The following is a 12038-nucleotide window of genomic DNA, read 5'->3' as shown; positions in this document are numbered from 1 at the left end:
CGTCCCGGTCCTCGTCAGTCTTCGTCCTGCCACCGGCGCAGATCCGTCAGGTCATGATAGGGCATTCGATCCGGCGTCGTGATGAATTCCATCGTCGTGCCCCAAGGCATGCGACAGTAGCAGACCTTGTTTCCGGCACCTTTCTCGGTTGCATAAGGAATGGCGCGGGGCGCCGTCAGCGATGTGCCGCCGGCCTTTTCGAAGCGCTCGACCGATGCATCGATATCGTCGGTATAGAGAGCGAAGTGCGTGATACCGAAATCGCTCGCCCGGATCGGCTGAGCCTGTTCAGGGCCGTGCATTTCGAAGAGCTCGATATCGGGTCCGCTTCCGATCTTGACCATCGCCTGCGCGCGCACGACCGTTCCAGGGAAAGCGCCAACGGCGCGCTCGAACTCAGGTCCTTGCCGCGGCGGATCCTCCGGTCCGAAGGACTGATAGATCAGCTGACCACCGAAAGCTTCCACGAGGAATGATTTTGCGGCTTCGATGTCGGGCACTGTGATGCCGATATGATTGACGCCGCGGATGAGAGGTGCGGTCATGACAGTCTCCTTTTCCGTATATTCACTTGATCGCAACGCCCGGCATGATGCGGGCGCCTAGTTTCAATTGGCCTTGACGAACGCAATCAGCGCGGCCGCGACTTCATCCGGCCGCTCGTCCGCAACATAGTGGCTGCACCGCGCGATCGAGCCGCCCGCCACATGGGCTGCGAACTCCTTGAGCATCGGCACCATCTGCGCACCGAACCGCTGGTCCCCGCCCAGGCCAAGCACCGGTATCTCGAGCGGCTGCTTCTTGCAGTCGAGCGCGGCCGCATGATCGGCGGCGAGGGTCCGATACCATTCCATGCCGCCGCGGGTCCGGCCGGGAAGCGCCATCGCCTTGGCGTAGATGTCGATGTCTGCCGGATCGAAGTTGCCGTGATCGTAGAACCGCTCTGCCATGAAGGCCGAGATATAGTCATATTCGCGGCCATGAATCAGGCGCTCGGGCAGATCGCGGTTCATGTGGAAGCCGAAGTGCCAGAGCCTTGCGGTCGTCGCCTCCCATCCGGTCCAGCCGGGAAGCGGAACGTCGAGAACGGCTAGATGGGTCACAGCTTCCCGATAAATGGCGGCCTGCGGCAAGGCGACCATTCCGCCGATGTCATGGCCGCACACAGCGTAGCGCCGATGCCCGAGGGCCATCATCACTTCGTGCGCATCGCGCGCCATCGTCGCCTTGTCATAGCCACCCTGCGGACAGTCGGAAAAGCCCGCGCCGCGCAGATCGATGGCGACCACGCTGAAATGCCCGGCCAGCAGCGGCATCACTTTGTGCCATTCCCACCATGTTTCGGGCCAGCCGTGGAGCAGAAGGATTGGCGGGCCCGAACCGCCCGTGACGGCATTGATCCTGATACCATTTGCCGGCACGATCTGCTGGGTAAAACCCTTCAACTTTGCGACCATGATCGCTCTCCAGCCCGATGTTGGCGTTCAAACAGAGATTGCTGCCGGCGCTCAGGGCGCGTCGAAATCAGTGGCGATCGTGATGTCGCGCCAGGCGTCGATGTCGCTGCGAAAGGCCGCCAGCTTTCGCTCGGCGATCGCATGCGCGGCCGGGCCGAGCGGCAGATGGAGCGGGGCGTCATCGGCATCGACGGCGCGCAAGATTACCGCGACCGCCTTGTCGGGATCGCCTGCCTGATTGCCGTCGTTGGTGTCGCGGTAGTTTTTTCGCGAGCTCGCGGCATATTCCGGCATCTCGCCCGCCGCCATTCTGATCGATCGCCCCAGGAAATCGGTACGAAACGGCCCGGGCTCGACGATCAGCACGCGAACCCCGAAAGGCTTCAACTCGCCGGCGAGCGCTTCGGAAATCCCTTCCACGGCAAATTTGGCGGCGTGGTAATAACCGCCGCCGCCGCGGCCCTCGATGCCTGCGCCGGACGACATGTTGACGATTGTGCCACCCGAACGGCGCAGCACGGGCAGCGCGGCGCGGGTGGTTTCGATCAGACCGAAGACATTCACATCAAACATCGGCCGATATTCGTCGGGCGTGCCTTCCTCGATCGCGCCGAAAAGGGCGTAGCCCGCGTTGTTCACGAGTACGTCAATCCCGCCGAAGGTCTCGACCGCCTTCGCGACGGTTGCCTTGGCCGCCGCCGCATCGGTCACGTCGAGCGGCAGAGCGATCATTCGGCCGGCGAACGGCTTGGCCATTTCCTCGATCGCCTTGACGTTGCGCGCCGTCGCGATGACGCGATCGCCGCGCCGGGCTGCAGCGACCGCGAGCCGCTGGCCGAAACCGCTCGAGCAGCCTGTAATGAGCCAGGTTTTCATTTCTTCGTCTCCTCAATCCGTGCGGCCGACGCAAAGCGGTCAGCGCGACGAGCCGTCACATCGGCAATAATCAGCCATCTCTTCCCCCCAAAATCCGAGCGGCGAAGCGGCGGTCGATCATTTGCGTTGCGCCCACGATCCTGAGGACCGTGGTTCGGCAAGATGGAGCGCCAAGCTCGTAGCGGCGTCGGTCCAAGCTTTTGGACCGATCAACAACGATCGCAAACTCACAAGATCGAATTCTCGCCGTTCAATTTTGTAAGCGCCGCGCTCGGCAGCTTTCACGTCCGCAGGGTCGTGAACTCGGAGCAGCCGTGACCAGCAGAAGTCACTCGGGGACGGGTAGCATTGCCAAGGCTGCCGGTTCTGGCCGGTAGCAGACGGGCAGCTTTGTGGTATCAGGATGGAGAAGCAGAGATGGACCTCAAGTCTTTGTCATGTCTTGGCCCAGCCGAAACAGGGCGCGGCTCGCCGCCGCAAGGGCTAGCGCCCCTAACCCACCATAGATCATAATAAATCCTGAGCCGGAGACGAGCCCATGCTGCACGGCTCCCTCCGGCAGCTTGTCGATCGCCACATGCCCGGCGGCGACCGCTTCGGCCGCAGCGCGCAACTCCGTGAGCCCGACGCCCGCGGAGGCGACGCCTCGCAGCGCGTCGACGGTTCCCTCGACCAGCAATATGCCCATGAGCGCGATATTCACCGCCAGGGTGATCAGCCGCGCGCTCATGTCGATGCCCGACGCCATTCCCGCCCGGCTCGGCGGGACCGACGCCGTCGTGGTGTTGGTCACCGGCGTATTGGTGATGCCGATCCCGATGCCGGCGAGCAGCAGGCCGGGCAACATCGTCAGCCAGCCCGGCTGTGCCGCGACGCTCCCGACCTTCATTGCGATAAAACCGAGGCCGATCGCGACAAGGCCGGACGGGATGACTACGCCCGGCCCGTATCGGAGCGACAAACGCTCACCGACGGGAGGAAAGACGAGAGCCGGCAATGTGTAGGCGAGCAGGCACAGACCGGTGGTGAGCGTGTCGTAACCGAGGCCGACCTGAAGGTAGATCGGCAAATAGATCATGAAGGGCCAATAGCTGATGTTCATGGCCATGCAGCCGAGGATGGCGGCCGAAAAGGTGAGGTTCCGAAAGACGGAAAAATCGAACATCGGATGCGCCTGTCGCCGTTCGACAAACAGGAAGGCCGCAAAACATGCGACAGTGGCGACAGCGATCGCGATCGCGGCGGAAAGGCCCAGCGCGGCGCCCTGCGTGATGACATAGACCAGACCGAATACCGCCAGCGAAAGGGTCATTATTCCCGCCAGATCGAGACGACTGGCGGCGGGGTCGCGCGATTCGGCGATCGTGCCGGCGGCAAGCGCGAGGGTCAGGAGCGCCAGCGGAAGATGGACGAGAAATATCCATTCCCAGCCGGCCAGCGCGATGATCCCACTTCCGACGATCGGGCCGAAGCCGAGACCGATTCCCGAAACGACGCCCCAGGTCGCGAAAGCACGGCCACGATCGCGGGCGTCCTGAAACTGGTGCGAGAGAATTGCGATCGAGCAGATCAGCATCGCCCCGCCGGCAAGCCCCTGAAGCATCCGGGCTGCGATCAGCAGCGCCATGCTGCCGGTAAGACCGCAAAGCGCCGACGTAACGCCAAACGCGGTGACGCTGATCAGGAAGATGCGCTTGCGGCCGAAGCGGTCCGCCAGCGTCCCGGTTGCCATCAGCACGGTCGTACAGGCAAGCGTATAGGCGTTCATGACCCACTGCAGTTCGCGGAAGTCGCCATTCAGGACATTTTCCAGGCTCGGCAGGATTACCGGCACGCTTGTAATTTCGAGGCCGAACATCAGCGCGCCAAGGCACACCGCGAAGAGAGCCAGCGTGTTTTTGCTGGCGGGGTTGGGAGACATGCGCGCACCTTTCGATTGTCCGGGTCAATCTGCCCGGCTGATGCGCAATCTGGAGACCCGCATGTGATGACGGAAATGATTTTATTTTCTGGCATACATTATCAATTATAATTAATTGATGGCCATGGACATCGATCCGGTCCTTTTGCGCGCGTTCGTGGCGGTCAGCGAGACGGGCGGCTTCACGCGGGCCGCGCGTCGGCTGAATCTCACTCAACCCGCGGTCAGCCACCAAATCCGGCGCCTCGAGGAGCAGGTCGGCCGGGCGCTGATGCGCCGGACGACGCGCCGCTTGACCCTGACCGATGACGGCGAAGAATTGCTGCTGCATGCCCGCGAAATTCTCGCGAGTCTCGATGCCCTCGCGCAACGCTTCCGCCCATCCCCGGTAACGGGGGTCGTGCGTTTTGGCGCCCCGGAGGCCTTTATGGGAGAACGATTGCCGGCGCTGCTATGCCAATTCTCGCGCGCCTTTCCTTCGGTGCGGCTCGATGTGCATGTGAGTAGTTATTTGGACCTCAGCACGATGATCGCGGCCGAGGAACTGGACCTCGCCGTCGTGCTGTCGACCGCCGGAGGCGAGAATGGCGGGACGCCGCTCCGGCGCGCGGATTTCGCGTGGGTCGCGGCCGACAATTTCCTGCTATCCGAAGGCGCGTCGCTGCCGCTCGCATTCCATCCCCCGAATTGCATCAACCGGCTCGTGGGGGTCGCCGCGCTGGATGCGACATCGATTGACTGGCACATCGCATTCACGTCACCGAGCGAACAGGGCCTACGCGCGGCAGTCCGGTCGGGACTGGCCGTGGCGGTGCTCATGCGCAGTCACCTTGAGCCCGGCCTCCGCCTGCTCGACGGCGACTATGGCCTTCCACCCTTGCCCAGTGCCGATTTCATGTTGATCCACAGCGGCGGCGCGGCATCCCAAGCGGTGCGCGCCTTTAGCCAGATGCTTGTCGCCGCGGAAGCGCCAGCAGGGTCGGAAGCGAGTGATGTTTGATCGGACGCGAATGGCCGATTGCCGTCGGTCTGCTTCTGGCGCAATGTTCGCTAAAGCGGACAGGCAAAGAGGCGGAGACTCTTGAAGCGCCTGCTGGCTCGTCAATACGGGATAGGCCTTCCATCCCAGCCGAAGAACCCGCCGCTATCCATCGGCGATAGCTGGTCGATGACGGCCAGGATGTGCATCGCGCTATTATCCGCACTAAAGAGCGATGATTCAGCTACTCGCGCCTGAAACGGCTCCGAGAGCGGCGTGTCGACAGTCCCGGGGTGCAGTGCCGCGACGATTGCTTCGGGATTGCTGCGGCCGAGCTCTATCGCGAAGCATCGCACCAGAGCATTGAGTGCCGCCTTGGAAGCGCGGTAGCTGTGCCATCCGCCAAGTTTGTTATCCGCAATCGAACCAACGCGAGCAGAGAGAAATATCGCGACCGCTCGTTGCCGCCGGGCAAGCAAGGGAAGAAAATGCTTTGCGACGAGCGCGGGCCCGATGCTGTTCACAGCGAAGACCTCGGCCATCACCGATGCTTCAAGCTGCCGGAGGCTTTTTTCAGGACGGATGTCAGTCGTGCGATGCAGCAGCCCCGTCGCCACGATCAACAAGTCGAGCGCGCCATCCCGGGCGATTTGGCGACCTGCCTCGGCAAGCGTGCCGTCGTCCAATATGTCGATCGTCAGCGTTGTCACATCGGGATGACGCGAAGCATCGGGCCGCCTGGTCCCGGCATAGATGCGGTCAAATCGCCCCGACGCCACGAGTTGATTCACCAGCGCGGCACCGATACCGCCGCTGCTTCCGATCACCAAGGCGCGCTTAACGCTCATATGCTGCTCCTCCCGGCCATGACGTCGGTCCGGCATCCCGACGCTCTTAAACGGCGGCAGCGTGATATCCCATATGCCTCAAAGGGAAGGTGGAGCGGTGGCTAGAAACCGGCCTCGACCGCGAGCCGGATCGCATCGGCCGTGGTTTCGACGCCGAGCGCGCGCAGCAGCGCAGCGCGGTGCATCTTGATCGTCCGCTCCGACAGCGAAAGGGTGAAGGCGATCTGCTTATTGAGCTGTCCGCTCGCCATAAGTTTCAGCACCTCGCGCTGCCGCGGCGAGAGCGCCTCGATCTGGGCGCGCGCCCGCGCGCTCCGTCCTCCAACCGCCTCGCCGGCCTCGTCGACCTCGATTTGCGAGCCGAGAAAATATTCGAGATTGCCGCCCGGGCCAAAGATTGGCGCCACCAGCACGGCATTGCGGAAGGGCGTCCCGTCTTTCCGGTAATTGAGGATCTCGACGAGCGCCGGCCTCTGCTCCCGGATGGCGGCCCGCAAGGTCTCGGTCAGTTCAGGTTCGGTATCCGGCCCGGAGAGAAAGCGGCAATTGCGCCCAAGGATTTCGTCCGGCCCATAGCCGGTGAGCGTCGAGAAGGCAGCGTTGCACTCGACGATCGGATTGTCAGGTAGGCGCGGGTCGCTGATCACCGCGGCGATCGGGCTGGCCGCGATCATTGTCTTCAATGACATATTATCTGCCTGCTCTCCCTTGGGTGCCCCAAGGGACATGTTGCGACACTTCCCCTCGCTCATGCAAGCCTGCGTCGATGACAATTGCGACGAACCGGAAAAAATGGCGCATGGCGCCCTGCAGATTGACGGCACAGCCATGCCTACGGGCGGCCGCAGGACATCGTGCGAGCCCCCTTGGCGACCGCGAGGCCATGGTCTGATGCGGGTCGCGATCATCGGAGCGGGTATTGCGGGGCTCGCCTGCGCCAGGAGGCTGCGCGACGCCGGTCTGGAAGCCACGCTGTTCGACAAATCCCGCGGCATCGGCGGCCGCCTCGCGACCCGCCGCGCCAATCCGGGCAATCCCGAGGTCGCATTCGATCATGGCGCAACGCATTTCACGGCACGCTCGGAAGGCTTTACCAGGCTCGTAGCAGCGTGGGAGAAGGCAGGCCTTGCCGCGCGTTGGCCAGCCGCCGGCGCGGACAGCTGGGTCGGCACGCCGACCATGACCACGCCGCTCAAAGCTCTCGCGGACGATCTCGATGTCCGCCTGTCGCGACCGGTCACAGCCCTGACCAAATCGCCCGCGGGCTGGACGCTCCACAGCGAGGCAAAGCGGCTCGGCAAATATGATGCGGCGGTGATCGCCATCCCCGCCGAGCAGGCAGCGCCGCTTCTGTCGCTTCACGATTTCGAGATGGCGCGCGCGGCCATGGCGGTGCGCTACAATCCCTGCTGGACCGCGATGTTCGTCTTCGATGAGCGGATCGAGGAGCTTCCCGATTTCCTCCGCGGCGCCGGCTCGCTTGTGACCGCTGCGCGCGACAGCGCGAAGCCCGGCCGCGCGCCGGGCGAGCGGTGGGTCGTGCAAGCCGACTGGACTTGGTCGGAGGCGCATCTCGCCTGCGACGGCGCGAGCGTGGCGCCAGCGCTTCTCGCCGAACTTGGCAAGATCGCCGGACGCGACTTGCCCACCCCAAGCCATGTCGCGGCCCATCGCTGGCTATTCTCGCAGCCCTCGGGACAGGATCTGAAGCTGCTCTGGAACCCTGCCATTGGTCTCGGCGCCTGCGGCGACTGGCTCTATCACGGCTTTGCCGAATATGCGTGGCTGTCGGGCCATGTTCTCGGCGCGGCGATTGCGGCAGAAGCGCCGCAATGACCCGCGCGATCGTCATCGGAGCCGGCATCGGCGGTCTCTCCCTCGCTATCCGCCTCCAGTCGGCGGGTGTCGACACCCTGCTCGTCGAAGCGCGCGACCGGCCGGGCGGCCGTGCCTATGTCTTCGAGAAGGACGGTTTCACTTTCGATGCCGGGCCGACGGTGATCACCGACCCGGCCTGTCTTGCCGAGCTCTGGGCGCTGAGCGGTCAGCGGCTCGAGCGCGATGTCGACCTCGTTCCGGTCTCGCCCTTTTACAGGCTGAGCTGGCCCGACGGATCGACCTTCGATTATGGCAATGACAAGGCGTCGCTCGCCCGTCAGATCGCCGCGCTCGATCCCGCCGATGTGGCCGGATATGAGCGGTTTCTTGGCTATTCCGCCTCGGTTTACGAGGAAGGCTATGTAAAGCTCGGTGCGGTGCCGTTTCTCGATTTCCGCTCGATGCTGAAGGCGGCACCCGCGCTCCTGCGGCACCGGGCCTGGCGCTCGGTCTATAAAACCGTCGCGAGCTATGTTCGGAGCGAGAAGCTGCGCGAGGCTCTATCCTTCCACACCTTGCTTGTTGGCGGCAACCCGATGGCGACGAGCAGCATCTATGCGCTCATCCACAAACTCGAGCAGGATGGCGGCGTCTGGTATGCGCGCGGCGGCACCAATCGGCTCGTCGCCGGCATGGCCGCGCTGTTCGCGCGTCTCGGCGGTACGCTGAGGCTTGGCGATCCCGTCGCCCGCATCGAAACTAAGGGCGACAGGGTGACGGGCATCGTGACGCGGAGCGGGTTTACCGCACGCGCCGATCTTGTCGCGTCGAACGCCGATCTCATGCACAGTTACCGAGACCTGCTCGCGCATCCGCGCGGCAAGCGCGAGGCGAAGCGCCTTGCGCGCAAGAGCTGGTCGCCGAGCCTCTTCGTCCTCCATCTGGGGGTTCGCGGTACCTTCCCCGAAATACCCCATCATATGATATTGTTCGGTCCGCGCTACCGCGGGCTTCTCGACGACATCTATCGGAACGGCACCCTCGCCGAGGATTTCTCGCTTTACCTTCATCACCCGAGCGCAAGCGATCCGGGCGTGGCCCCCGCGGGCCACAGCAGCTTTTACGCGCTTGCGCCGGTTCCCCATCGCGGCCACGCCTCGCTCGACTGGGAGGTCGAAGGGCCCAAATTGGCGAAGCGCATCATCGCCGAGATCGAGCGGCGTCTGATCCCGGACCTTGGCGAGCGGATCGTCACGCAAATCCAATATGAACCGCCGGACTTCGAACAGGATCTCGCCGCGCATCTCGGCAGCGCCTTCAGCCTCACGCCCACGCTGCTGCAGAGCGCCTATTTTCGGGGGCACAACCGCGACGCGCGCATCGAGAACCTCTATTTTACCGGCGCGGGCACGCATCCCGGCGCGGGTATTCCGGGGGTCGTCGCGAGCGCGAAGGCGACGGCGAGCCTCATTCTCGGCGACTTCGGCATCAGAACTGCGGCAGCCCGCGATCCGGGCGCTCGCGACCGAATATTCTCCGGGCGTGATGACGCAGCAGGAGATGTCATGCCCGGCTGATCGCACGGACATTCCGGTTCTGCCGGCGGCCAGCGCCTTGCGACCCACGTCTGGCCGCGGCGGGGGGGCGGTGATTCTCATCGCCGGGCGGTGCGACGCCATGTCGCACCGCCCAACCTCCCCCTTGCTCGCGATCGCCAAAGCCTGGACTTCCCGAAAGGTCATCTTTTGTCGAGGTCGGAGCCTGCCAGATGAGGAACGCCGCGCCCGCCCGCACCATAGCCCACCAAAAAGGGAACCGTCGCCATGCCGCCCGCCATCTTGTGGCTCCGTCAGGACCTCCGCACCACCGACCATCCGGCGCTCCTCGCCGCGATCGCCGAAGGTCCGGTCATTCCGCTCTACATATTGGACGACGAGAGCCCCGAAACGCGCGCGATCGGCGGCGCGCAGCGCTGGTGGCTCCATCACAGTCTCGCCGCGCTCGATGCGAGCCTTCGCAAACGCGGCAGCCGGCTCATCCTGCGCCGCGGCCCTGCCGCTGAAATGCTTGAACGCGTCGCGGCGGAAGCCGGGAGCACAAGGGCTCACGCAACGCGCTGTTACGAGCCCTGGTGGCGGCGCTGCGAGGACGCGCTGGACGCCAGGCTTGCGCTGCGGCTCCATGACGGCAATTATCTTGCGCCGCCCGAGAGCATCACCAATGCGCAAGGCGCCCGCTACCGGGTCTTCACACCATGGCATCGCGCGCTCCTGGGGCGCATGCCCCCCGCCCTTCCCTATGCCGCGCCCGATCATATTCCGGCTCCCGAGGTCTGGCCGGCGTCGGATAATCTTGCCGATTGGGGGCTGACCCCGACCAGCCCGGACTGGGCCGCAGGATTTGGCGACTGGCGCCCGGGCGAGAAGGGCGCATGGCGCGCGCTGCGCGACTGGCTGCCGCTTGCCGGCGACTATAAGACCCGCCGCGATTTTCCTTCGCTCCCCGCGACATCGCGGCTGTCGCCGCATCTTCATTTTGGCGAAATCAGCCCTCGGTCGATCTGGCATGCGCTCGGCGAGCGCGACGATGCGGGCGCCGAAACCTTTCGGTCGGAGCTTGGCTGGCGCGAACATGGCATCAATCTCGTCGACCAGATGCCCGATTATGGCGATCGGAACGGGCGCCCCACCTTCGATAATTTTGGCTGGCGGAGCGGCCCCGGAGCCGACCGGGACTTCGCCGCCTGGACCCGGGGGCGGACCGGCTACCCGGTGGTCGACGCGGGCATGCGCGAGCTCTGGCGCACGGGCTGGATGCACAACCGCGTGCGGATGGTCACCGCCTCCTTCCTCGTCAAACATCTGCTGATTGATTGGCGCCGCGGTGAGCGCTGGTTCTGGGATACGTTGCTCGACGCCGATCTCGGGTCAAATGCGATGAACTGGCAATATGTTGCGGGCACCGGCGTCGACGCGCCGGTCTTCTCGCGTATCATGTCGCCGCTGCTCCAGAGCGAGCGGTTTACGATGGGAGATTATGTCCGCACTTATGTTCCCGAACTTGCACATCTGTCGGACGCCGAGATCACCGCCGCCCATGGTCAGGACGCGCAGGTGCCCACCTATCCGCAACCGCTTATCGGGCACGATGCGGCGCGGGCGCGGGCCCTCGCTGCCTGGGAAGCCCTGCGCGGCTAGCGAGTGAGGGCCGCGGCGCTAGTCGAAAGCGGCACTTGCCACGCCGTGGCTGTTATAGACGGGCCCTTCGCGCGACACCGCGAATTTGCGGCTCGACGACGCGCGGACACCAAATGCGCCGATATGCCCCAGCATTCCCCTGTATTGCGGCCCGGCCAGATGCGCTGCGAGCGTAGCTTCGCCGTCCCATTCCTCGAACACGTGGATGCGCGTCGCCACATGCGGATCAAGGGTCCAGGCGTAAGCGAGACAACCCGGCTGGACGAGCGCGCCTTCGATCCATCCGCGCGCACCCGCCAGCGCCTCTCCGCGCGTCTCGGGATCGATATCGATGACCGCCTGGATCAGGATCTTCATGCCTACACCTCACCTTTTGAAAGCTGCGGCAACGGCCGAAACCGCCGCTCTGCAAATAGCCACCGGCCGTCGATCCGGCGGCAGAGGTCGTCATAGATACCAAGGGTCCGGTGAAGGGCGCCGTCGCGCAGGAAGATTTCCTCGGTGTAGGATCGCATGGCCGCAGTCTCACCATGGATCTCGATCGATCCGGGCCAGGCGCGAAAGACGATGTCGGGAAAGGCGCGCATCGCCGCGCGCCAGGTGTCGACGATCTTCGCCTTGCCCTCGAATATTCCGAACCCGGGAAGCGACCATCGGCCGCCTTCGTCCCACGTCGCGGCCCAAGCCTCGCTGTCGGCACGGTTGACCGCATCGGCATAGGTGTCGAGCAGGTCGCGAAGCGCCAGCCGGTCTGCGAACGATCCCTCAAACGGCATGGAAGCCCCCTTCTCGCCCGGCTGCGTCGATGGTCCAGCCTGCCGCCAATTTGCCTGCAGCCGATGGGAGGAGGAAGTGCCGTTATCGTTAGCGGCGATGGGCCACCGCGAGCGGGCCGGATAACCCGCCCCAAAGGACAGGTCGCCGCGGCGGAGCGGCGCGCCT

Annotated in this window: 12 protein-coding genes; 4 read left to right on the top strand and 8 right to left on the bottom strand. The window is 64.5% G+C overall.

Annotation, left to right across the window (positions count from 1 at the left end):
• Positions 1-14 precede the first annotated feature (14 nt).
• From GGC65_RS21440 to GGC65_RS21425, 4 genes are all read right to left on the bottom strand, one after another.
• Positions 15-545: a VOC family protein gene (locus GGC65_RS21440; RefSeq protein ID WP_192649671.1), complete on the bottom strand. Its 531-nt coding sequence runs from the start codon at positions 543-545 to the stop codon at positions 15-17.
• Positions 546-608: 63 nt separating this feature from the next.
• Entirely contained in the window at positions 609-1457 is an 849-nt protein-coding gene (locus GGC65_RS21435; protein WP_192649003.1) for an alpha/beta fold hydrolase, read from the bottom strand.
• 51 nt (positions 1458-1508) lie between these two features.
• Entirely contained in the window at positions 1509-2333 is an 825-nt protein-coding gene (locus tag GGC65_RS21430) for an oxidoreductase (RefSeq protein WP_192649002.1), read from the bottom strand.
• Between the two features lie 424 nt (positions 2334-2757).
• On the bottom strand, positions 2758-4254 hold the full coding sequence (locus tag GGC65_RS21425; RefSeq protein ID WP_192649001.1) for an MFS transporter: 1497 nt from the start codon (positions 4252-4254) through the stop codon (positions 2758-2760).
• A gap of 124 nt (positions 4255-4378) precedes the next feature.
• Here GGC65_RS21425 and GGC65_RS21420 point away from each other — a divergent pair, with 124 nt between their 5' ends.
• The gene (locus tag GGC65_RS21420; RefSeq protein WP_192649000.1) at positions 4379-5254 is read left to right on the top strand and encodes a LysR family transcriptional regulator; all 876 of its coding nucleotides are present in this window, start codon (positions 4379-4381) and stop codon (positions 5252-5254) included.
• A gap of 101 nt (positions 5255-5355) precedes the next feature.
• On the opposite strand, the gene GGC65_RS21415 is transcribed toward GGC65_RS21420, so the two are convergent.
• Positions 5356-6081, bottom strand: coding sequence for an SDR family NAD(P)-dependent oxidoreductase (locus GGC65_RS21415; RefSeq protein ID WP_192648999.1), 726 nt, complete (start codon positions 6079-6081; stop codon positions 5356-5358).
• A gap of 101 nt (positions 6082-6182) precedes the next feature.
• Positions 6183-6770 carry a PAS domain-containing protein gene (locus GGC65_RS21410; protein ID WP_192648998.1) on the bottom strand — a complete coding sequence of 196 codons (588 nt, stop codon included), beginning with the start codon at positions 6768-6770 and terminating at the stop codon, positions 6183-6185.
• Positions 6771-6972: 202 nt separating this feature from the next.
• On the opposite strand from GGC65_RS21410, the gene GGC65_RS21405 reads away from it, so the two are divergent.
• The 3 genes from GGC65_RS21405 to GGC65_RS21395 all read left to right on the top strand — a co-directional run bounded on the left by GGC65_RS21405 (position 6973) and on the right by GGC65_RS21395 (position 11096).
• Positions 6973-7917: an NAD(P)/FAD-dependent oxidoreductase gene (locus GGC65_RS21405; protein WP_225940949.1), complete on the top strand. Its 945-nt coding sequence runs from the start codon at positions 6973-6975 to the stop codon at positions 7915-7917.
• Positions 7914-9476 (top strand): phytoene desaturase, encoded by a 1563-nt coding sequence (locus tag GGC65_RS21400; RefSeq protein ID WP_192648997.1) that lies wholly within the window; start codon positions 7914-7916, stop codon positions 9474-9476. Before GGC65_RS21405 ends, GGC65_RS21400 begins: the two co-directional genes overlap by 4 nt.
• A 246-nt stretch (positions 9477-9722) precedes the next feature.
• Entirely contained in the window at positions 9723-11096 is a 1374-nt protein-coding gene (locus GGC65_RS21395) for a cryptochrome/photolyase family protein (protein ID WP_192648996.1), read from the top strand.
• An 18-nt stretch (positions 11097-11114) separates the two neighbouring features.
• Here GGC65_RS21395 and GGC65_RS21390 read toward each other — a convergent pair whose 3' ends face one another.
• Together GGC65_RS21390 and GGC65_RS21385 are read right to left on the bottom strand one after the other, a co-directional pair.
• Positions 11115-11453, bottom strand: a complete 339-nt coding sequence (locus tag GGC65_RS21390) for a putative quinol monooxygenase (protein WP_192648995.1) — start codon at positions 11451-11453, stop codon at positions 11115-11117.
• 2 nt (positions 11454-11455) lie between these two features.
• Positions 11456-11872, bottom strand: a complete 417-nt coding sequence (locus tag GGC65_RS21385) for a nuclear transport factor 2 family protein (RefSeq protein WP_192648994.1) — start codon at positions 11870-11872, stop codon at positions 11456-11458.
• Between the last annotated feature and the right edge of the window lie 166 nt (positions 11873-12038).

It is taken from the genome of Sphingopyxis sp. OAS728 (assembly GCF_014873485.1).
GTDB lineage: Bacteria > Pseudomonadota > Alphaproteobacteria > Sphingomonadales > Sphingomonadaceae > Sphingopyxis.
This window is presented reverse-complemented; position numbering and strand designations above follow the sequence as displayed.